Origin of the sequence: Amycolatopsis antarctica, from assembly GCF_002262875.1 — a bacterium.
Lineage (GTDB): Bacteria > Actinomycetota > Actinomycetes > Mycobacteriales > Pseudonocardiaceae > Amycolatopsis > Amycolatopsis antarctica.
This window is the reverse complement of the sequence record NZ_NKYE01000011.1, coordinates 39466-63136: the sequence shown is the minus strand read 5'-3', so window position 1 is coordinate 63136 and position 23671 is coordinate 39466. Positions and strand designations below refer to the sequence as shown.

Genomic DNA, 23671 nt, shown 5'->3' with positions numbered 1-23671 from the left:
GTCGCCGTCGCCGTCGCCGGTGGCCCCGGCCCCGCGCCGGTAAACTGCGAGGGTGCGGACCCGACCGACCCTGTCCTTTCCGGACACCGAGGAGCAGTGGCCCACCACCACGTGCCTGGACGCGGTCACCGCGGCGGTGACCGGACGCCGGGTCGTCGTGCTGAGCGGCGCGGGCCTGTCCACCGAGTCCGGGATACCCGACTACCGCGGCGAATCCGGCAGTCTGCGTACGCACACCCCGATGACCTACGGCGAGTTCGTCGGTGGTGTCGAGGGCAGACGGCGGTACTGGGCCCGCAGCCACCTCGGCTGGCGCACCATCGCCAGGGCCGCTCCCAACGACGGTCACCGGGTGGTGGCCGCGCTCCAGGCGCACGGACATCTCTCCGGCATCATCACGCAGAACGTGGACGGGCTGCACCAGGCGGCCGGTGCCTCCGGTGTGGTCGAGCTGCACGGCAGCCTGGACCGCGTCGTGTGCCTCGGCTGCGCGAGCACGAGTTCACGGGAACGGCTGGACACCCGGCTGCGGGCGGCGAATCCGGCGTTCGGGGGTACGGCCGGGCGGATCAACCCGGACGGCGACGTCGACCTGGAAGAGGAACAGGTGCGCGGCTTCCGGCTGGTCGGTTGCGCCGACTGCGGGCACGGCGTGCTCAAGCCGGACGTCGTGTTCTTCGGGGAGAACGTGCCGCGATCGCGGGTGGACCGGTGCTACCGGCTCGTCGACGAGGCGAGTGCCCTCCTCGTCCTCGGTTCCTCGCTGACCGTCATGTCCGGCCTGCGGTTCGTCCGGCACGCGGCCCGGTCGGGCACGCCGGTGCTCATCGTCAACCAGGGACGTACCCGCGGCGACCGCTACGCGAACGTTCGGGTGGACCTGCCGCTCGGCCGCGCCCTGAGCGAACTGGCCGGGCACGTGGGACTGCACGGCCCGCGCTGACCCCGCGCATCCTGAGCGCGTCACCGGCGGCAGGCCCGGGTGTCATCCGGTGAGCAGTCCATCGAGACGGTCGAGGAACGGCCGTTGCCCGGCGAGGATCTTTACGGACGCCTCGGCGAGCCCGAACCAGGCGACCCGGTCGATCTCCGGGAACTCCCGGACGGTGCCCGAGCCGCGCGGCCACTCCAGGGAGAACGTGCCCGGGACGATGCCCGCCGGATCGAGCTCGCCCTCCACCGCCCACGCGGTCACGAGTTTGCCGCCCGCCTGCCGCACGGTCCCGAGTCCGAGCAGGGCGCCGGCGGGCACCGGCAGGCCGAGTTCCTCGGTGAACTCCCGGCGCGCCGCGTGTTCCGCCGTCTCCTCCCCGGCGTACTCACCCTTCGGCAACCCCCATGCGCCCTCGTCGCGCCGGGCCCAGAACGGGCCGCCGAGGTGCCCGAGCAGCACCTCCGGGACGGCCCCGGAGCGCCGGTACACCAGGATCCCCGCACTCTGCTTCGCCATCCGGCCCATCCTGCCCGGCGGCACGTGGAACCGCCCGGCCGAGATCGACCCGGGCCGGATCGACGCCGGTGAGGGCGGGACAGGGAGCCCGGCGGAGAGCGGGCGGAGGTGCGGGCACGCCTAGGATCGGGCGGTATGACCGAGTTGCGGCTGGAACGCTACCGGGCGGAACTCACCGCGTACTGCTACCGCATGCTGGGGTCCGGATTCGAGGCCGAGGACGCCGCGCAGGAATGCCTCGTGCGCGCCTGGCGCAACGCAGGCGCCTACGACGCGGCCAAGGCCGCCCCGCGCACCTGGCTGTACGCCATCGCCACCAACGTCTGTTTCGACATGCTGCGCAGCGCCCAGCGCAGGGCGAGGGCGATGGACCTTGTGCCCGCTGCCGGTCCCGGCACCCCGCTGGGCGCGCCGCTGCCGGAGCCGCACTGGGTGCAGCCCGTTCCGGACGGACGCCTGTTCGACGAGGGCGATCCCGCGGATCAGGTGGTGCTGCGGGAGAGCGTGCGGCTGGCCTTCGTCGCCGCGCTCCAGGTGCTGCCCCCTCGGCAGCGGGCGGTGCTGATCCTGCGTGAGGTACTGCGCTGGCGGGCGGGCGAGGTGGCCGAACTGCTCGGCGACAGCGTGGCCTCGGTGAACAGTGCGCTGCAACGGGCCCGCGCAGGGATGGCGGACCACGACACCGCTGCGGCACCGGCTCCGCTGGACGCTCACGGCAGCGCGCTGCTCTCCAGGTACGTGGACGCGTTCGAACGCCACGACGTCGGAGTCCTGGTGGCACTGCTGCACGAGGACGCGACGATGTCGATGCCGCCGTTCACCTGGTGGCTGCGCGGCAGGGCGGACATCGGCGCGGCGATCAGTGCTCCCGGGCAGTCGTGCGAGGGCGACCGGCTGGTGCCCGCGGGATTCGCGAACGGTGTTCCCGCGTTCGGCCAGTACCGCGACGGCGAGGGCTTCGCGTGGGTACTGATCGAGGTCACCGCGGAGCACGTTACCGAGGTCACCACCTGCCTGGACCCGGCCCGGCTGTTCCCGTTCTTCGGACTGCCGATGAGTTTCGCCGGGCGGGCCCGTACCACCATCGACAGCAGCCGAACGAACACCGAGGAGTCCCATGGCCGTCGAGCCGCGGATCGTGCACCGTCCTGAGCAGCACTACGCCGGCGTCGTCAGGACGATCACGCCGACCACCTACGCCGCCATCGCCGACCGGATTCCGGAGATCCTGGGCATGCTCGGCTCCCGCGGGATCGCTCTCGTCGGAGCACCCTTCCTGAAGTACGAGGTGATCGACCCCGACGGCGAACTCGTCGTTGCGGCCGGGGTTCCGGTCGCCGACCCGCCCCCCGCCGAGGGTGACATCCACCCGGCGACGCTGCCCGCGGGCAGGTTCGTGGTGGTGCACCACACCGGACACCCCGACGAGTTGCCCGCGCTCACCGAGGAGGTACTCCGCTGGGGCGGGGATCAGGACCTGCGCTGGGACATGACCCATGTCCCGGAGGGCGAACGGTGGGGGTGCCGGACGGAGTCGTTCCTCACCAACCCCATGGAACAGCCCGACATGAACCTGTGGAGCCACGAACTGGCATTCCGCCTCGCCGACTGACCGATCTCAGCAGACGAGGGTGGCCATCGGCGATCGCGCCGGTGGCCGCGCTCGTCCGTCGTCGGCCACTCGGATCATGGCGCACACACCCGGGTGCACCATTCTCACTACATCTTTCGATGCAATCCGCAAATTTGCTGATTCTCGCCCATTTCGGCCCGCGTGCGATAATGCGGACGTCGAATCCGCTGGGTGAAAAGCTGTGGCAGAAGAAATTCTTGCCCGGGTTTCGGCCATCTCGGCGAGAATGCCGCCCGCCGGTGTCGTGATCGGGCCACTATCTCGTCAAGGTGGCTCTGTCAAAGTAAATCAGGCCTGGTCGTAACAGGGCTCCGATCTACGGTCTCGTTCCGTGACCGTTCCACCACCTGCCGTCCCGTCGGTGCGCGCAATTCTTTCGGCGGCCGGAGAGTGTGCTCGTCGCTTGACCCGAAGAATGGTCGTCCCTAGTATCGAATGCGCTGGGTGGCATTGAATTCCCTCTGTCCGGAGTGGGCTATGTGGTGATTCGGCCGACGGAATCTGCTCGGGGGAACGTCGTACAGGGGGAGCGAACATCACAACGCCAGGTTTCGGGCCTGCCGGAGCGGCGCCTTCTCCGGCCACCCCCGGTGTACCCGAGTACGCGGCGGACCCCGGACCCGACCTGCCGCTGTCGGCCCCCCAGCACGGCATGTGGCTGGGCTGGCGGCTCGACCCGGAGAACCCCCGGCACAACATCGGTGAGTTCTACGACATCCGCGGCCCGCTGGACCCGGTGCTGCTCGAGACCGCCTGGACGCGGACCGTCGGCGAGGCCGACACACTGACCGTCGCCCTGACCGACGGCCCGGCACAACGCCCTGGACAGGTGCCGGAGACCTCGCCGCGCCGGGTCGACCTCACCGGGCACGCGGACCCGGTGCGATCCGCCCACGACCTGATGCGCGAGGACCTGATCGCCCCCCGTGGGCCGGGCGCACCCCTGTTCGGCACGATCCTGTTCACCCTCGCCGAGGACCACCACTTCTGGTACCACCGCTACCACCACATCCTGGTCGACGGACTCGGCGCGACACAGCTCTTCCAGCGGGCCGCCGAGACCTACACGGCACTCGCGGAGGGCCGGGACGCATCCGGCCCCGCGCCGTTCGGCTCGTTGCGCGCGCTGCTGCGGGCCGACGCCGAGTACCGATCAGGCGCCGACTTCGCACGGGATCGCGAGTTCTGGGCGAACCGCCTGGCCGGCCTGCCCGCACGGCCCGGACTCTCGCGCCGTTCGTCCACGGAACTGCTGCCCTCGGTCCGGCACGACGCGTGGCTCGGCGCCGGCCGCCCGGACGCCTGGCGGGCGGCGGCCCGGACGGCCGGGGTGTCCTGGCCCGCGATCCTGCTCACCGCGGCCGCGGTGTTCGTGCACCGGATGACCGATACGTCCGAGGTGGTTCTGGGGCTCGCGGTCGGCGCACGGCTCGACCCGTCCACGCGGAACGTGCCCGGCTTCACCGCGAACGTCGTGCCGTTGCGGATCACCGTGGGTACCGGGATCCCGCTGACCGGACTGCTCACCGAGGTGGAGAGCGAACTCCGCGCGGTACTGCCGCACCAGCGCTACCGCATGGAGGACCTGCGCAAGGATCTCGGCCGCACCGGACCAGGTGACCGCCTGGTCGACCTGACCGTCAATCTCGTGCCGTTCGACCTCGACGTTCGTTTCGGCGAGCACCCCGCGACGGCGCACAACCTGGCGGTCGGGCCCACCGACGACCTCGCGTTCGGCTTCTTCGTCCGGGTCGGTGCCCGGGGCGTGCAGTCCGCCGCCGACGGGAACGCCGCCCGTTACGACGCGGCGGAGGTGGCCGAGCACCACGACCGGTTTCTGCGCCTGCTCGACGAGGTCACCAGCACGCTCACCGAGGGCTATCCGGGCCGCGCGGCCGGAGAACTCGGCATCCTCACCGCCGCCGAACGGGACGACCTCCTGCGCGCCCGCAACGACACCGGCTCCGCCTACCCAGCGGGGAAGTGCGTGCACGAACTGTTCACCGAGCACGCCAGGCGCACACCCGGCGCCCCGGCGTTGCGCGACGGGCACCAGTCGCTCAGCTACGCGGAACTGGACGCCACGGCGGATCGGCTGGCGCGCGGCCTGATCGCGGCCGGTGTGCGGCGCGAGTCGCGGGTCGCCCTGCTCCTTGACCGCTCGGCGGACCTCGTCGTCGCCATGCTCGCCGTGCTCAAGGCCGGTGGGGCATACGTTCCGCTGAGCCCCGGCCAGCCCGCCGAGCGGACCCGGCGGCTGGTCCGCGACGTGGGTGCCGTCCTCGTGCTCGCCGCGCCGCGCGATCGGGACGCCGCGGGTGCGGCCGGGGTCCCCGTGCTCACCACCGATGACGGCGGGACCTCCGGACCCGGCGAACCGGCCGTGGTCACCGGGACGGATCCGCGGCAACCGGCGTACGTCATGCACACCTCCGGATCGACCGGCGCGCCGAAGGGCGTGGCGGTCACCCACCAGGGCCTGGTGAGCCTCGCCCGGGACCGGCGCTGGCGCGAGGCCCACGGGGTCGTCTCGTTCCACTCCTCGCCCACGTTCGACGCCTCGACCTACGAGATCTGGGTTCCGCTGCTGACCGGTGGGCAGATCGTCGTCACGGCGGGCGAGCTGACACCCGAGCGGGTCCGGACGCTGGTCGCCGAGCACGGCGTCACCGCGATGCTGGTGACGGCCGCGCTGTTCACCTACTTCGCCGCCGAGTCCCCCGACTGCTTCGCCGGGCTGCGCGAGCTGTGGACGGGCGGCGAGGCGGCCTCGCCGGAGGCCGTGGCGCGGGTACTGCGGCACTGCCCGGGCACCGCCGTCGTCAACGCATACGGGCCGACCGAGTACACGGTGATCGGTACCCACCGGGAACTGACCGCCGCCTCCGTCGAGGCCGGTGCGGCACCGATCGGGCGCCCCCGGGACAACAGCAGGGTCTACGTCCTGGATCGCGGGCTGCGACCGGTTCCGCCGGGTGTGCTCGGCGAGTTGTACCTCGCCGGCGCGGGCCTGGCGAGGGGCTACCACGGGCGCCCGGCGCTGACCGCGGGACTGTTCGTGGCCGACCCGTTCGTCCGCGGCGCGGCCGCGGAGCGGATGTACCGCACGGGCGATCTGGTCCGGTGGAACCGGGACGGTGACCTGGAGTTCGCCGGCCGGGCGGACGACCAGGTGAAGATCCGCGGCGTGCGGATCGAGCCCGGTGAGATCGAGGCGGCGCTGATCGCGCATCCCGGGGTGGGCCGTGCCGTGGTGATCGTGCGCGCCGACCGCCCGGGGGAGCGCCGGCTGACCGGTTACGCCGTCCCGGCGGCCGGGGGCGCTGAACCGGATTCCGGCGAACTGCGCGACCACCTGGCCGCGATCCTGCCGGAACACCTCGTCCCGGCGTCCATCGTGGTGGTGCCCGAGTTGCCGGTCACCGCGGGTGGGAAGCTGGACCGGGCCGCGCTGCCGGCTCCCGGGCCGGTGGAGCGGGCAGCGTCCCGGCAGCCGCGGAACCCGGTCGAGGAGCGGTTGTGCGCCCTGTTCGCGGAGGTGCTGGACACTCCGGTGGTCGGCATCGACGACGGCTTCTTCGATCTGGGCGGCGACAGCATCCTGTCGCTGCAGCTCGTCGCCCGCGCCCGTGCCGCCGGCCTCGTGCTGGAACCCCGCGACCTGGTCCGGCACGGCAACCCGGCCGCGCTCGCCCGGGCCGCCCGTACCGGCCTGTCCCCTGAGCAGCCCGGCCCCGCCGAGGGCACGGGCCGTAGCCCGCTGACGCCGGTGATGGCGTGGTTCGCCGGCACGGGCGGCCCGTTGCGCGGATTCCACCAGTCGATGCGGCTGGATCTTCCCGTGGGACTCGGCGAGACCGCGCTGCTCGCCGGGCTGCGTGCGCTGCTCGACTGGCATGACGCGCTGCGGATGCGGCTCAGCGGCGACGAGCTGGTGTTCGCTCCGCCCGGCTCAGTAGCGGAACGGGGGTGCCTGCGCCGGGTGGATTTGTCCGGGGACGACCCCTCCGGAGACGACGCCGAGGTGTGGTCCGCCACCATCGCGCGGGAGAGTGCCGCCGTGCAGCGGGAGCTCGACCCGGCGACCGGCGACCTGGTCCGGCTCGTCTGGTTCGACCGGGGAGACACCGGGCCGTCCACCGCTCTGCTGGCGATCCACCACTTCGCGGTGGACGGGGTCTCCTGGCGGGTACTGGTGCCGGAATTCCTCGCCGCCGCCGAACGTGCCGCCGCCGGACGGACCGCGGCGGTGCCGGGCCGGGGAACCTCGTTCGGTGCCTGGGCGCGCGGACTGACCGAGCAGGCCGGTCTCCCCGGGACGCTCGCCGAACTGCCGTACTGGCGCGAACTGCTGGACGCACGGGAGCCGCTGATCGGCCCCCGTCCCGTCGATCCGGCCGTGGACCTCACCGGCTCGGTGCGGCAGGTGACGCTGACACTGCCCCCGCGCGTCTCCGAACGGCTGCTGACGGCGGTGCCCGCGGCGTTCCACTGTGGCGTCGACGATCTCCTGCTCGCCGCCCTCGCCACGGCGGTGGCACGCCGGCGGGGCGATGGCACCGGTGTGCTCGTCGATGTGGAGGGTCACGGCCGGGAACAGGACACCGTGCCCGGGGCGGAGCTGTCCCGGACGGTCGGGTGGTTCACCAGCCTGCACCCGGTTCGGCTTGACCCGGGGCCGGTCGGTGCGGCCGGGGACCTCGGCGCGGCGACGCTGGACCAGGCGGTGAAGCGGGTCAAGGAGCAGCTTCGTGCCGTGCCACGCAAGGGAATCGGCTTCGGGATGCTCCGGTACCTGAACCCGCTGACGGGTCCCGAACTCGCCGGTCTGGGCCGCCCGCAGATCGGCTTCAACTACCTCGGCACCGTGGCCGCGGACCAGGTCTTCGACGCCGGGCGGGATCCCGGCAGGCCGGTGGCGCATGCGCTGGCCATCGACGCGCTGGCGGTACGCCACCGGGAGGGCCGCGAGCTGACGGCTACCTGGTCCTGGCCGGGGACCCTGCTGTCCGAAGTGGACGTCCGCCCGCTCGCCGAGGAGTGGTTCGCGGTACTGACGGCGCTCGCCGACCACACCGGGCGCGCGGGCACGGGCGGGCACACCCCCTCCGACTTCCCCCTGGTGGACCTGACCCAGGCCGAGATCGACCGGCACGAGCGCGCACACCCCGGTGGCGTGACGGATCTGTTGCCACTCGCACCGCTGCAGGAGGGACTGCTGTTCCACGCGGCCTACGACCGGGACCGGCAGGACACCTACGTGGTCCAGTTCCGGATGGACGTCGAGGGGGAACTCGACACGGCCGCGCTGCGCGCCGCGGGCGACAGGTTGCTCGCCGCGCATCCCAATCTGCGTGCGGCGTTCCAGCACCGTGACTCCGGTGACGCCGTGCAGGTGCTGCCCTCGTCGGTGACGATGCCCTGGCGGGAGGTCGATCTGTCCGAATCGGACCCGGAGGTGCGTGAGGATCGGCTGGAACGGTTGCTCGCGGACGACCGGGCGGCCGGTTTCGACGTCGCGGTGCCGCCGCTGCTCCGTCTGATGGCGGTCACCGTGCGACCGAGACGGCATCTGGTCGTGCTGACCCACCACCACCTGCTGCTGGACGGCTGGTCCATGCCACTGCTGGTGCGCGAACTGTTCGCGGCGTACGCGGGAAGCGGGCAGCTCACGACGGTGCCCGCGAGCGGGTACCGCGAGTACCTGGAATGGCTGGCGGGCACCGATACCGGCGCGGCTGAGCGTGCCTGGAGGGCGGCGCTGGCCGGTCTAGCGGGCCCCACGGCGGTGGTTCCCTGCGGGCCCCGCGGTGACATCGTTGCCGGGGACGAGGAACTCGAACTGTCCGAACGCGACACCGCCGGGCTCTCCGCGATCGCCCGCCGATGCGGGGTCACGCTGAATACGGTGCTCCAGGCCGCCGTGGCGGTGCTGCTTGGCAGGCTCACCGGACGCGAGGACGTCGTGTTCGGCACCACCGTGGCGGTCCGGCCGCCGGAGGTGCCCACGGTGGAGGACCTGGTGGGACTGTGCATCAACACGGTGCCGGTCCGGGCGCGGGCGAGCACCGGCGAGCCGTGGTCCCGGTTGCTGGCCCGGCTGCACCGGGAACAGTCCGAACTCGGCCCGCATCACCATCTCGCGCTGCCCGCGATACAGCGGGCCGCCGGCCACGGCGAACTCTTCGACACGCTGCTGGTGTTCGAGAACTACCCGCACGATCCGGGATTCCTGCCCGGGGATGTCCCGGGCCTCCGGCTCACCGGCCTGCGGGTCGCCGAGGAGACGCACTACCCGCTGACCATCGTCGCCGTTCCGGGACCGCGACTGCGCCTGCGGTCCGTCTGCCGGGGGGCGGCGGGCGACCCGGTCACCCGGGGCCTGCTCGGCAGATTGGCCGGCCTGCTCCAGGCCATCCGTGTCGGGCACGAGCAGCCAACCGGGCGGACGGGCGTGCTCACCCGCGACGAGCGGCACCGGTGGCCGGAAGAGATGGCCGGGACGGTGCTGCCGGAGCCGCCCGGGTCGCTGCCCGGACTGTTCGCCGCCCAGGCGGCCCGCACCCCGGACGCGCTCGCCGTGCTCTCCGGCGAGGTGTCGCTGTCCTACGCCGAACTGGACGCCCGGGCCGGGGAACTGGCCGGGAGGCTGGCCGGTCTCGGTGTGGGCGTGGGAACACCGGTCGCGATCATGCTGCCCCGGTCGGTGGACCTGGTCGTCGCCGTGCTGGCGACGGTGCGAGCGGGCGGCATGTACGTGCCGGTCGATCCGGAGTATCCGGCCGACCGGATCGGGTTCGTCCTCGCCGACTCCGGCGCGGCCGTGGCGGTCGTGGGCGCGGAGTCGCGGGCCCTGCTGCCGCCGGAAGTGGTCGCGGTGGACGCCGGGCCGGACGGGACGGGCGTCGTCCCCGCTCCGCTTCCGGCGACGATCCCGCCGGGCTCCGGCGCCTACCTGATCTACACCTCGGGTTCCACCGGCAGGCCGAAGGGGGTGGTGGTCCCGCACGCCGCCGTCTGCAGGCACCTGCGCTGGTGGCGGGGCGAATTCCCGCTCGCCGCCGACGATCGCGTACTGCACAAGACACCCGCCGGTTTCGACGTGTCGGTGTGGGAACTGTTCTGGCCACTGACGACGGGCGCGTCGGTGGTGCTCGCCCGCGCGGGCGGTCACCGCGACCCGGAGTACCTTGCCGCGCTGATCCGCGACCGCGCGGTGACGACGGCGCACTTCGTGCCCTCGATGCTCGACGCCTTCCTCGACACGCCCCTCGCGTCAGGCTGCACCGCCCTGCGGCGGGTGATCTGCGGGGGTGAGGCGCTCACCCCCGAGGCCGTCGAACGCTGGTACGACACGCTCGATGTGCCGCTGTACAACGGTTACGGGCCCACCGAGACCGCCATCACCGTCACCGTGTGGCCGTGCAGGCCGGGTGCCGGCACGGTGCCGATCGGAAGGCCGGTGTGGGACACCAGGACCATGGTCCTGGACCACGCGCTCTGCCCGGTGCCCGCCGGGGTCGCCGGTGAGCTGTACGTCGCGGGCGGGCAGCTCGCGAACGGGTACCACGCCCGGCCGTCGCTGACGGCGACCCGGTTCGTCGCCGACCCGTTCCGGCCGGGCGAACGGATGTACCGCACCGGCGACCTGGTCCGCCGCGACGCCGAGGGCGAACTGGAGTTCCTCGGACGGACCGACGACCAGGTGCAGATCCGCGGTAACCGCGTCGAACCCGGCGAGATCGAGCGCACCCTCGCCCGGCATCGGTCGGTGGCGGCGTCCGCGGTGGTCGCCACGCCGGCGGCGTCCGGCTCACCGCGGCTGGTCGGCTACGTGGTGCCGCGCGGCGAGATGCCGGAGCCCGAGCTGCTGCGAGCGCACCTCGCCGAGTACCTGCCCGTCTACATGCTGCCCGCGGACTTCGTCCGGCTGGACGCGCTTCCCTTGAACGCCAACGGAAAACTCGATCGGTCCGCACTGCCCGTTCCCGGATCCGAAACGGGCACGGTGTTCCTGGCGCCGCGTGACGAGGGTGAGCGGCTGCTGTGCGCCATCTGGTCGGAGGTGCTGGGCATCCCGGAGATCGGTGTGCGGGACGATTTTTTCGCGCTGGGCGGGGATTCCATCCACAGCATGCGGGTGGTGTCCCGGATCCGTTCGGAGACGGGAGCGCGGATCTCCCCGCGCGCCCTGTTCGAGCACCCGACCGTGGCGGCGCTCGCTGCCGCGCTACCCGGCTCGACCGCGGCACTGCCCGCACGCGGCGACCTCGTCGCCCGTGTGCACGACGGCGCCCCGCCGCTGTCCCTCGCGCAGCAGCGGCTGTGGTTCCTGGACGAGTTCCGGCCGGGCGGCGTGGAGTACAACCTCGGCGTCGGCTGGCGGCTGTCCGGTCCGCTCGACACCGGCGCCCTGCGGGCGGCGGTGACCGGCGTGGCCGCCAGGCACGAATCTCTGCGCACCACCTTCGCCCGGTTGGCCGGACGCGGAGTGCAGGTGGTGCACCCGCCTGCCGAGGTCCCGGTCCACGAGATCGATCTGTCCACATCAGACAGTAAGACGCAGTCCGCCGAGCTGGACCGGCTGCTGCGCGAGGAATCGGCGACCGCGTTCGACCTGCGGACCGGGCCGCTGCTGCGGGTCCTGCTGGTGCGCCTGTCCGGCGCCGAACAGGTGCTCGTGCTGTCGGTGCACCACATCGTCGCGGACGGCTGGTCGCTCGGGATCATCGCCGGGGAGCTGACAGCGCTGTACGAAGCGGCCGTCGCGGGGCGGCCCGCGCTGCTTCCGGAACCGGCGTTGCGCTACACCGACTACACCCTGTGGCAACGGGATCTGTGGGAGCCGGGCGTACCGGCCGACGAGACAGCGGCGGATCTCGCGTACTGGCGCGAGCACCTCGACGGGATCACACCGCTCGAACTTCCCCTCGACCGCCCGCGTCCCGCCGTACGCGGCTCGTCCGGGGCGCAGCACACCCTCGACATCCCGGCGGAGCTGACCTCCACCCTGTCGGCCCTGGGCCGCGAGCACGGCGCGACGCTGTTCATCACCCTGACCGCGCTCACCCAGTTGCTGCTGGCCCGGCACACCGGACGCCGGGACATCGTCATCGGCACCGCCACCTCCGGCCGGGAACGGACCGAACTGGAGGGTCTGGTCGGGTTCTTCACCGACACGCTCGTGCTGCGTTCCCGGATCGACGAGTCGCACGGCTTCGGCGAACTGCTCGCCCAGGTACGGGAGACCGTGCTGGCCGCGTACGCGCACCAGGGGGTGCCGTTCGGCAAACTCGTGGAGACCCTCGCCCCGGAACGCGACACCAGCAGGGCACCGCTGGTCGAGGTGATGCTGGTCCTGCAGAACGCGCCGGCACAGCGGTTCGCGCCGGACGGCCTGGACTCACGCGAGTTCCCGCTGCCCCGCGAGGCCACCCAGTTCGACCTGAACATCCACTTCCGGCAGGAACCGGACGGCGGCCTCGCCGGCCTGATCGAGTACGACACGGACCTGTTCGACGAGAGCACCGTCGCCGCGTTCGCCCGCCGTCTCGTGCTGCTGGCCGCCCGCGTCACCGAGACGCCCGGCCGCAGACTCCTGGACGTGCCGGTCCTCGACGCCACCGAGCGTGCCCGCGTCGCGCGCGAGGACGAGGGAGCCGAGGTCGCCGTGCCGGCCGGCACGCTGCCGGAGTTGTTCGCCGCCACCGCGGCCCGGATGCCCGGGGCGACGGCGGTGGTGGCCGGGGGAATCTCGTGGTCATACGCGGAACTGGACGCCCGGGTACGCGGCCTGGCCGGACGGCTGACCGAGCTCGGCGTGCGGGCGGGGACACCGGTGGCGGTGCTGCTGCCGAGATCGGCCGAGTCGGTGGTGGCGGCGCTGGCGGTAGTGCACGCGGGCGGGGTGTACGTGCCGATGGACCCGGACCATCCGGCCGCGCGCAGGGATTTCCTGCTCGCCGACAGTGGTGCCGCCGTCGTGGTGACCGACGGCGGGCACGACGGCTCGCTCCCCGAAACGGTGGTTCCGGTGCACGCCGGTGCGGACCACGCCGCCCGCTCGGTCCCTCCGGCCGCCGTACCACCGGGAGCGCCCGCCTACCTGATCTACACCTCGGGATCGACCGGGCGGCCCAAGGGCGTCACCGTCTCGCACGCCGCGATCACCGGGCACCTGCACTGGATGCGGAAGGCCTTCGAGCTGACCGCGCGGGACCGGGTCCTGCACAAGACCTCGGCCGCGTTCGACGTGTCGATCTGGGAACTGTTCTGGCCCATGCTCACCGGAGCGGCCATGGTGATCGCCCGTCCCGGCGGGCACCGCGACCCCGAGTACCTGGCGACGCTGATCCGGGACGAGCAGGTCACCACCGTCCACTTCGTACCGTCCATGTTGGACGTCTTCCTCGCAGCGTCCCCGGCGGCGGGCCGCACCGGGCTGCGCCGGGTCCTGTGCAGCGGGGAGGCGCTGTCCGCCGCGACCGTCCGACGCTGGTACGAGCTCTCCGACGTGCCCCTGCACAACCTCTACGGGCCCACCGAGGCGGCGATCGACGTCACCTGGTGGCCCTGCGATCCCGGTGCCGAGGGCGTCCCCATCGGACGTCCCGTGCACAACACCCGGACCCACGTGCTCGACCACGCGCTGCGCCCGGTGCCGGACGGGGTCACCGGCGAGCTCTACCTGGCGGGCGGCCAGCTCGCGACCGGCTACCACCGGCGGTCGGGGCTCACCGCGCGCAGCTTCGTGGCCGACCCCTTCCGGACCGGCGGCCGGATGTACCGGACCGGCGACCTGGCGCGGCGGAACGCCCTGGGCGAACTGGAGTACCTGGGCCGCATCGACGACCAGGTCAAGATCCGCGGCAACCGGATCGAACTCGGCGAGGTGGAGAACGCCCTCGTCGGCCACCCCGCCGTCGGCAGGAGCGCCGCGAACGTCGCCACCGGCCCGGCCGGGGCGCCGATGCTGGTCGGCTACCTGGTGCCGGTGCCCGGCGGGACGGCACCCGATCCGGCTGTCCTGCGGGCAGACCTGGCGAGGCACCTGCCCGGTTACCTGGTGCCCTCGGCATTCGTCGTGCTGGACGCCCTCCCGTTGAGCGCCAACGGCAAGCTCGACCGTGCCGCCCTGCCCGCCCCGGAGTTCGCGCCACGGTCCGGCCGGGAACCACGCACGGAACGGGAACGGGTGCTCTGCCGGTTGTTCGCCGACGTCACCGGGGTGGACTCGGCCGGCCCGGACGACGACTTCTTCGCGATCGGCGGCGACAGCATCCTGCTGATCGAACTGGTCGGCAGGGCACGAGATGAGGGCCTGGTGCTCACCGTGCGGGACGTCTTCGCGCGCCGGACCGTGGCCGCACTGGCCGAGGCGGCCACGGACGCGCCCGTGGCACCGCTCGAGGAGGACACCACGGTGGACGAGGCACTGGTCTCGGTGAGCCAGTTCGAGATCGACGAGTTCGCCGGCCTGCTCGGCGCCTATGAGGAGCGACAGTGACCAGACCCGGCATCGACGACGTCCTGCCCCTGTCCCCGTTGCAGGAGGGCCTGCTCTTCCACGCCCGCTACGACCAGGACGGCACCGACGTCTACTACATCCAGCTCGGCGTGGACCTCGACGGCGAACTGGACGCGGCCAGGCTGCGGCGCGCGGCCGAGGCGCTGCCGCGCCGCCATCCGAACCTGCGGGCCGCGTTCCTGGAGCGGAAGTCGGGTGAGCCGGTCGCGGTGATCCCGCGGTCGGCACGGCTGCCGTGGACCGAGATCGATCTGACGGCACTCGCCGGGTCCGAGCAGGCCGCGGCGCTGACGGAGCTGATGGCAGCCGACGCGGCGCAAGGGTTCGACATGACCCGCCCGCCGCTGATCCGGTTCACCCTGGCCCGCCTCGGCCCCGGCCGCTGCAGACTGGTGCTGACCAGTCACCACATCCTGATCGACGGCTGGTCCGGGCACATGCTCTTCCGCGAACTGTTCGCCCTCTACGACAACGGCTGCGACGAGTCGCTGCTGCCGCCCGCTGCCCGCTATCGCGACTACCTCGCCTGGCTCACCAGGCAGGACCCGGAAGCGGCCCGCGAAGGCTGGCGGCGGGCACTGGCCGGACTGGACGGGCCCACCCTCGTCGCACCACCGGAACTGGGACGGGCAGGGGGGCCTACCGCGTCGATCGAACTGTCCCTCCCGCGTGAACTCACCGCCGCCCTCGACGACCTCTGCGCGAGCCAGGACCTCCGGCTGAACACCCTGGTCCAGGGAGCCTGGGGCGTACTCATCGGGTCTCTCACCGGACGCCGCGACGTGACCGTGGGCATGACCGTCTCCGGTCGTCCGCCGGAGGTCGCCGGCGTCGGCACCATCGTGGGCCTGCTGGCCAACACGGTGCCCGCGCGGATCCGGTTCGACCCCGCCGAGCCGCTGAGCCGGATGCTGGCGAGGACACAGCGGGAACTGTCCGAGCTTCTCGTGCACCAGTACTCCGGCCTGAGCGACATCCAGCAGGCCACCGGGATGCGGGAACTGTTCGACACCGCCGCGGTGCTGGAGAACTATCCGACCGAGACCTCCCTGTGGGCGAGTCCGACCGCCGGGGTGACGGTACGAGGCATCACCGGCCGGGACGGCGCGCACTATCCGCTGTCGCTGCTGGTGACGCCGGGCGAGGAGCTGTCGCTGCGGATCGACCACCGGCCGGACCTGTTCGACCGGCAGGCGGTGGAGGCCGTGGCCGCCCGGCTGCGACGGTTCTTCGAGACCGTCGTCGCGGATCCGCACAGTCCGGTCTCCGCGGTCGACCGGTTGCCCGAATCCGACCGGCACACCGTGCTGACCGTCTGGAACGACACCGGCCGAACCCTGCCTGCGGACACCATCGTCGACCTGTTCGAGGCGACCGCCGACGCGCGCGGCGACGCCACGGCACTCGCCGCGGACGGATACGCGCTGACGTACCGGGAACTCGACGAACGTGCCAACCGGCTGGCCCACCGGCTGATCGGCCTCGGTGTCCGGCCGGACGAGCCGGTCGGGCTGTTCGCCGAGCGTGGCCTGCAGTTCGCCGTCGCGGCGCTGGCTGTGCTCAAGGCAGGTGGCGCCTACGTGCCGCTCGACCCCTCGTACCCGGTGGCGCGGCTGGAACTCATGCTCGCCGACACCGCGGCCGCGTTGGTGCTCGTCCAGCCGCACCTGGTGGACCGGCTGCCGGCCGGGGCCGCGCGGACGGTGCCGCTGGATTCACCGGGGGACACCGGCGGCACCACGGACAGGCCGGGCCTCCCGCTCGGACCCCGGCACGCGGCCTGCGTGCTCTACACCTCCGGTTCCAGTGGAGTGCCGAAGGGGGCGGTGATCGAGCACCAGGCGATCGTCCGGCTGGCGTGGTCACCGAACTTCGTCGACGTCGCCACCGAGGACGTCGTGCTGAACCTCGCCTCACCGTCGTTCGACATCTGCACGACGGAACTGTGGACCGGACTGCTCAACGGCGCCCGGGTGGCGGCGTTCCCGCCGGGCATCCCCTCGGTGGCCGAACTGGGCGCGTTCTGCCGGGAACACGGGGTCACCACCGCGTACCTTCCCACCGGCCTGTTCCACGAGATCGTCGACGCCGATCCGGACGCGTTCAAGGGAATGCGGCAGGTCGTCCCGGGCGGCGACGTGCTCTCCCCGGCGTTGTGCGCGGCGCTCGCCGAACGCCAGCCGCAACTGCGGATCGTCAACGGCTACGGCCCGACCGAGGTGAGCGGGCTGTCCTGCTGTCACACCTACGATCCGGACGGCGAGCCGGCCGGGCCGATCCCGATCGGCGTGCCGACGCAGAATTGCCGGGCCTATGTGCTGGGGCCGGATCTGCGCCCGGTCGCCATCGGCGTCACCGGGGAGGTCTACCTCGCGGGCGAGGCACTCGGCCGGGGCTACCTGCGCCGGCCGGAGCAGACCGCGCGTACCTGGGTGGCGAACCCGTTCGACGGCGGGCGGCTGTACCGGACCGGCGACCTCGCTCGCTGGGACGAACGGGGACGGCTGCGCTTCGCCAGCCGCGAGGACGACCAGGTGAAGGTCCGGGGTTTCCGGGTCGAGCCGGGCGAGGTCGAGGCCGTGCTCGGCGCGCACCCGGCGGTGGCGCAGGCGGCGGTCGGTGTCCGGGAGACGGCGCCGGGGGACCGGCGGCTGATCGGTTACGTCGTGCCCTCCGGTGACCGCCGCGCGGGCGGGGACCAGGCCGACGCACAGGTCGAGGAATGGCGCACCATCTACGACGCGGTCTCCGGGACGTTCCGGCACGAACTGGGCGAGGACTTCACCGGCTGGGACTCCAGCTACGAGCGTGCGCCCATCCCGCTCGCCGAGATGCACGAGTGGCGGTCCGCGCGGATCGACCGGATCCGGGAGCTGCGTCCCCGCCGGGTCCTGGAGATCGGCGTCGGACGAGGACTGCTGCTGGCGAAACTCGTCCCGGAGTGCGAGCAGTACTGGGGGATCGACTTCTCCGCGCCGATCATCGAGGGACTCCGCGAACAGGTGGACCGGCTGCCGGGACCGCGGGCCACGGTGGAACTGCGGACCCTCGCCGCCGACCAGCTCGACGGGCTGCCGACCGGGTTCTTCGACACGGTCGTGCTGAACTCGGTGGCCCAGTACTTCCCGGACCACGGCTACCTGGCCACCGTCATCGAGCGGGCCATGGCGCTGCTCGTCCCCGGCGGCGCGATGTTCGCGGGCGACCTGCGCAACCTGCGCACCCGGCGGTCGTTCCACACGGCGGTGCGTCTCGCGAGGGCGGAGGAGTCGGCAGAGACCGAGGTACTCCGCCGCGCCGTCGAACAGGATGTGCTGCTGGACAAGGAACTCCTGCTCGCACCGGAGTTCTTCACCGCACTGGGCGAGCGGATCGAGGACATCGGCGGCGTCGACATCCGATTGCAACGGGGCGCCCACCACAACGAGCTGACCCGGCACCGCTACGACGTCGTGCTGCACAAGAAGGCCGCCGGGGCCATGCGGTCGGTCCGGGATCTGCCCCGGGTCGAATGGGGCGGACGGATCGGCACCCTCGCGGACCTGCCCGGGCTGCTGCGTGAGTCCGGCGCGGACGGACTGCGGATCACCGGCATCCCCAACCGGCGCCTGGCGGGGGAGACCGCCGCCGCCCGCGCCCTGCGCGACGGCCGATCGCGCAGCGCGGTGACCGCTGCCCTGCGCGAGTACGGCACCGCCGTGGACCCGGAGACCGTGCACACCGCTGGGGACCGGCTCGGCTTCTGGGTCGGCACGACCTGGTCGTCCACCGGCTCCGGTGAACTGTTCGACGCCGTCCTCCTGCCCGCCGAACCGGCCGGGACCCACCACCCGGTCGACCTGCTGGTCACCACCGAGTCCGAGGACCGGCCACTGTCCGCCCACGCCTCCCACCCGGCCGTCTCCCTGACTGCCGGCGCGCTCGGCGAGACCGTGCTGGCGCATCTGCGCGACCGGCTGCCCAGCCACATGGTGCCCGAGGCGATCGTCGTGCTCGACGAGTTTCCGCTCAACCCCAACGGAAAGCTGGACCGCAGAGCCCTGCCCGCGCCGGATCTCCCCGGCGGGAAAAGCGGACGGGTGCCGCGCACGCCCCGCGAGGAGATCCTGGCCGGACTGTTCGCCGAGGTGCTGGGCCTCGCGGAGATCGGCATCGACGACGGGTTCTTCGACCTCGGCGGCCACTCCCTGCTGGCCACCCGGCTGGTCAGCAGGGCGCGGGCGGTGCTCGGCGTGGAACTGCGGGTGCGCGACATGTTCGAGGCGCCCACTGTCGCCGAACTCGCCCGCCTGTGCGCGGGCGCCGGCGATGCGAGAACACCGCTGCGTCCCCGCACCCGGCCCCCGGTCCTGCCGCTCTCACCCGCGCAGCGGCGGCTCTGGTACCTGCAACTGCTCGACGGTGTGGGCCCCGCCTACAACATGTCCTGGAGTCTGCGGCTGACCGGCGCGCTCGATCTGCCCGCGCTGCGTGCCGCGCTCGGTGACGTGGTGCGCAGGCACGAGAGTCTGCGCACGGTGTTCCCGCACACCGGCGGTGTTCCCGCCCAGGTGGTGCTGGAGACGGCCGATCCGGAGTTGCACGTCGTCGGCACCACCGAGGCCGAGTTGCGCGGCGGGCTGGACGCGGCCGCCGCGCACGTCTTCGATCTGAGCGGTGAGACCCCGCTGCGGACGAGCCTGTTCGTCCTCGGCCCGCAGACCCACGTGCTGTTCGGCGCCTGGCACCACATCGCGGGTGACGGCTGGTCGACCGCGCCCTTCTTCCGCGATCTGGCGCAGGCCTACGCGGCACGGTGTCAGGACGCGCCCCCGGACTGGTCTCCGCTGCCCGTCCAGTACGCCGACTACACGCTGTGGCTACGTGAGCGGCTCGGTGCCGAGGACGATCCGGGCAGCGTGCTGGCCGGGCAACTCGCGTACTGGCGCGGGGCACTGGCCGGGCTGCCGGACGAGATCGCGCTGCCCGCGGACCGGTCACGGCCCGCCGTGAGCAGTCACCGGGGTGACGTCGTCACCGTCGACTGGCCACCGGCCCTTGCCAGGGCGGTCGCCGAACTGGGCCGCCGGAGCGGGACCACGACCTTCATGGTGCTGCAGGCCGCCCTCGCCGCGCTGCTGCACCGGATGGGAGCCGGCACGGACATCCCGATCGGCAGCCCGATCGCCGGCCGTACCGACGACGCCCTCACCGAACTGGTCGGCTGCTTCCTGAACACCCTGGTGCTGCGCACCGACACCTCCGGCGACCCGACCTTCCGGGAACTGCTGAGCCGCGTGCGGGAGACCGTCCTCGCCGCGTACGACAACCAGGACGTCCCGTTCGAGCAGCTCGTCGACACGCTCAACCCGCGGCGCTCGCAGGCACACCACCCGCTGTTCCAGGTGATGCTGACCCTGCAGAACACGACACGGCCGGAGTTTGATCTGCCGGGCCTGCGGATCGAACCGGAACCGGTCGGCCGCGCGACGGCGAAACTGGACCTGTCGATCGAGTTCGCCGAAACCCCGGGAGCCGCCGGCGGACTGGCCGCGGTGGTCAACTACAGCACCGACCTCTTCGACGGTGACTCGGTGCTGTCGTTGATGGACAGGTTCCGGCGGCTGCTCGAGACCTGGACGGCCGATCCCGAGCAGCCGATCGGCCGCGCGGACCTGATGGACGACCGGGAACGGCGCCGGCTGCTCGGCGGCCCGCACCCCGAACCCGGCACCGCGGGCACGCGGACCGCCACGCTGCCCGGGCTGTTCGAGGCACGCGCCGCCGCCGCACCGGACGCGGTCGCCGTCGTCTGCGAGGGCGCGTCGCTGACCTACGGTGACCTCGACGCGCGCGCCGACCGACTGGCCGGGCTGCTCACGGAACGGGGCGTGCGCACCGAATCGCCGGTGGCCCTGCTGCTGCCCCGCTCCCTCGACCTGGTGGTCGCCGTCCTCGCGGTGCTGAAGGCGGGCGGGGCGTACCTGCCGATCGATCCGGACTACCCGGCGGAACGTATCGCCCTGCTCACCCAGGACGCCCGCCCGAGGGTGCTGATCTCGGCGGGCCCGCTGCCGGACGGTCTCGACGGACCGGCCGCGTCCGAGCACGTCCGCCTCGACGACCCCGCGGTCGCCGCCGCACTCGACGGCCGCGCCGCGGCGGTACCCGCGAACGTGCGCCCTCGCGGGCCCGTGCCGGGCAACGCCGCCTACGTCATCTACACCTCCGGATCGACCGGGACACCGAAGGGCGTCGTGGTGACGCACCGGAACGTCACCCGCCTGTTCCAGTCGACCGCGCCGCTGTTCGGGTTCGGCGACACGGACGTGTGGACGATGTTCCACTCGTACGCCTTCGACTTCTCGGTGTGGGAGATGTGGGGTGCGCTGCTGCACGGCGGCACGCTCGTCGTGGTGCCCCGCGAGATCACCCGCTCACCGGCAGAGTTCGCGGCGCTGGTGCGCGAGCGGCGGGTGACCGTACTGAGCCAGACCCCCTCGGCGTTCGACCAGTTCGCCCGTGCCGAGGCGGAGGCACCAGCCGGCGAGGACGCGCTGCGGTACGTCGTGTTCGGCGGCGAGCGCCTGCACCCGCCCCGATTGCGCGAGTGGTACGCCCGCCACGGTGGGAACGGGCCCGTCCTGGTCAACATGTACGGCATCACCGAGACCACGGTGCACGTCACCCGGCAGACGCTCGATGCCGGGATGTGCGCCGAGGAGACCGCCAGTCCCATCGGCGAGGCGATCGCGGACCTGCGGGTGTACGTGCTCGACGAGCGGATGCGGCCGGTCCCGCCCGGGGTGCGCGGCGAGGTCTACGTGGCGGGTGCCGGACTGGCCCGCGGATACCTCGCCCGCCCGGCACTGACCGCGGGACGCTTCCTCCCGGATCCCTTCGGCGCGGCCGGAACCCGCATGTACCGCAGTGGCGACGTGGCCCGGTGGCGCAGCGACGGCACCCTGGAATACGGCGGCCGGGCCGACGACCAGGTCAAGATCCGCGGTTTCCGGATCGAGCCCGGCGAGGTCGGTGCCGCGCTCGCCGCGCACCCCGCCGTGGACCGGGCCGAGGTGGTGGTCCGGGAGGACCGCGCGGGCGTCCGGCGGCTGATCGGTTACGTGGTGCCCGCCACGGCGTCCGCGCCGCCGTCGCCCGCCGCACTGCGCGAGCACGCGGGCCGGGCGCTGCCCGCGCACATGGTCCCGGCCGCGGTGGTGGTGCTGGAGCGGCTTCCGTTGACGGTCAACGGAAAGCTGGACCGTGACGCGCTGCCCGCACCCGACTTCGGATCGGTCACCACCGGCGGGGCCGCCCGGACCCCGGCGGAGGTCACCCTCACCCGTGCCGTCGCCGACGTGCTCGGCCTGCCCTCGGTCGGCGTCGAGGACAGCTTCTTCGATCTCGGCGGCGACAGCATCGTGTCCATCCAGCTCGTCAGCAGGGCGTGGGCGGCGGGTCTGTCGATCACGCCGCGCGACGTCCTCGCCCAGCAGAGCGTCCGGGGGCTGGCCGCCGTCGCGCGCCCGGTGCCCGCGGAGATTCCGGGGGAGTCGAGACCCGCGGCGGATTCCGGCGCGGCGGAGGGGGCGATACCGGCCACGCCGATCATCGCGCGCCTGGCCGAGCTGGGCGGCCCCATCGACGAGTACAACCTCGCGATGCTCGTCCGTGTCCCGGCGGGCATGCGCGTGGACGAACTCCTCACGGCCCTCGATCTGATGCTCGACCGGCACGGCGTGCTGCGGTCCGCGCTGCGCCGCGGTGGGGACACCGGCGCGGACTGGACACTGGAGGTCGGCCCGCGGGGCTCCGTCCGGGCCGCCGACCTGCTGCGCCGGGTGGACGTGCGCGCGGCGGACACCACGGTCGCTCCCGGCGACGTTCCGGTGCCAGGTGAACTGCTGGAGGCGGAGTTCGCCGCGGCGCAGCGCGGCCTCGACCCCTGGGCCGGGGTGATGGTGCGGGCGGTGTGGTTCGACGCGGGCGCGGACCGTCCGGGCAGGCTGCTGCTGATGGCGCACCATGTGGTGATGGACGCGGTGTCCTGGCGGGTGCTGCTGCGCGAACTCGGCACCGCCTGGGATGCGGTCCACACCGGTGTGACGCCTGCCCTGCCACCCGTGGCCACCTCGTTCGCCGGCTGGGCGCGGGAACTCGCCGCACAGGCCGTCAGTCCACTCCGGACACAGGAACTTCCACTGTGGACGGAGATCGTGCGGCGGCCGAACCCACCGTTCGGCAGCCGCCCGCTGGACCCGGACCGGGACACCGTGGCGGCCGGTGACGGACTGGTGCTGCGCCTCGGCGACGATCGGGTCCGGTCACTGCTGAGCAGCGTGCCCACCGCGTTCAAGGCGGGTGCCCACGACGCGCTCTACACGGCGCTGGCGCTGGCCTTCGCGCACTGGCGCGGAGAGGGTGGCAGCGGGTTGCTGGTGGATCTGCAGGGCCACGGTCGCGACGCGATCGCCGAGGGCGTGGACTGCTCGGCGACGGTGGGCTGGTTGGTGAACGTGTTCCCGGCCTGGTTCGACCCGGGCGCGCTCGACTGGGACGAGGTCCGTGCCGCGGGACCCGGCCTCGGCGCGGCCGTCGGCCGGGTCCGCGACCAGTTGCGCGCACTGCCTGACAGCGGGCTCGGGTACGGGATGCTGCGCTATCTCAACCCCGGCACGGCCGGCACGCTGGCGGCGGCCGAACCGCCGCGGGTGAAGTTTAACTACCTCGGCCGGTTCACCGTCGGCGACGACACCGGGGACTGGGCGCCCACCGGGGAGATGTCCACGGTCATGGGCGGCGGAACGGATCCGGGGATGCGCGTCTCGCACGTACTGGAGTCCACTGTGTACATCGCCGACCATCCCGGGCACTCCGAGCTGACCGCGATCTGGGGCTGGCTGGACGGAGTACTCGACGGTGAGGCAGTGCGCGTACTCGCCGGGCACTGGCGAACCGCGCTCGAGGCGATCATCACCCGCGCGGAGGCCGACGTGCGCGCCGGGCGGGTGGACACGGGCGGGGTCACGACACTCGGCGATCCACGGGCCCGCTACGGCGGCACACCATGAAAGGGATG

At 72.7% G+C, this 23671-nt stretch carries 6 protein-coding genes; 5 read left to right on the top strand and 1 reads right to left on the bottom strand.

Going from position 1 to position 23671, the window contains the following annotated elements:
* Positions 1 to 52: 52 nt before the first annotated feature.
* Positions 53 to 943 carry an NAD-dependent protein deacetylase gene (locus CFN78_RS18240; protein WP_094864051.1) on the top strand — a complete coding sequence of 297 codons (891 nt, stop codon included), beginning with the start codon at positions 53 to 55 and terminating at the stop codon, positions 941 to 943.
* 42 nt (positions 944 to 985) lie between these two features.
* Here CFN78_RS18240 and CFN78_RS18235 read toward each other — a convergent pair whose 3' ends face one another.
* Positions 986 to 1450, bottom strand: a complete 465-nt coding sequence (locus CFN78_RS18235; protein ID WP_094864050.1) for an NUDIX hydrolase — start codon at positions 1448 to 1450, stop codon at positions 986 to 988.
* A 135-nt stretch (positions 1451 to 1585) separates the two neighbouring features.
* On the opposite strand from CFN78_RS18235, the gene CFN78_RS18230 reads away from it, so the two are divergent.
* The 4 genes from CFN78_RS18230 to CFN78_RS18215 all read left to right on the top strand — a co-directional run bounded on the left by CFN78_RS18230 (position 1586) and on the right by CFN78_RS18215 (position 23663).
* Positions 1586 to 2602 carry an RNA polymerase subunit sigma-70 gene (locus CFN78_RS18230; RefSeq protein WP_094864049.1) on the top strand — a complete coding sequence of 339 codons (1017 nt, stop codon included), beginning with the start codon at positions 1586 to 1588 and terminating at the stop codon, positions 2600 to 2602.
* Complete coding sequence (locus tag CFN78_RS18225) at positions 2568 to 3062, top strand: GyrI-like domain-containing protein (protein WP_094864048.1); 495 nt, start codon at positions 2568 to 2570, stop codon at positions 3060 to 3062. The genes CFN78_RS18230 and CFN78_RS18225 overlap by 35 nt, the downstream gene beginning before the upstream one ends.
* A gap of 475 nt (positions 3063 to 3537) precedes the next feature.
* The gene (locus tag CFN78_RS18220) at positions 3538 to 14589 is read left to right on the top strand and encodes an amino acid adenylation domain-containing protein (protein WP_338065539.1); all 11052 of its coding nucleotides are present in this window, start codon (positions 3538 to 3540) and stop codon (positions 14587 to 14589) included.
* Positions 14586 to 23663, top strand: coding sequence for a non-ribosomal peptide synthetase (locus CFN78_RS18215; RefSeq protein ID WP_094864046.1), 9078 nt, complete (start codon positions 14586 to 14588; stop codon positions 23661 to 23663). Before CFN78_RS18220 ends, CFN78_RS18215 begins: the two co-directional genes overlap by 4 nt.
* Positions 23664 to 23671 lie beyond the last annotated feature (8 nt).

Coding starts and splice junctions, on each gene's coding strand:
- CFN78_RS18225 (WP_094864048.1), top strand. CDS start 2,568: ATGGCCGTCGAGCCGCGGATCGTGCACCGTCCTGAGCAGCACTACGCC.
- CFN78_RS18230 (WP_094864049.1), top strand. CDS start 1,586: ATGACCGAGTTGCGGCTGGAACGCTACCGGGCGGAACTCACCGCGTAC.
- CFN78_RS18235 (WP_094864050.1), bottom strand. CDS start 1,450: ATGGCGAAGCAGAGTGCGGGGATCCTGGTGTACCGGCGCTCCGGGGCC.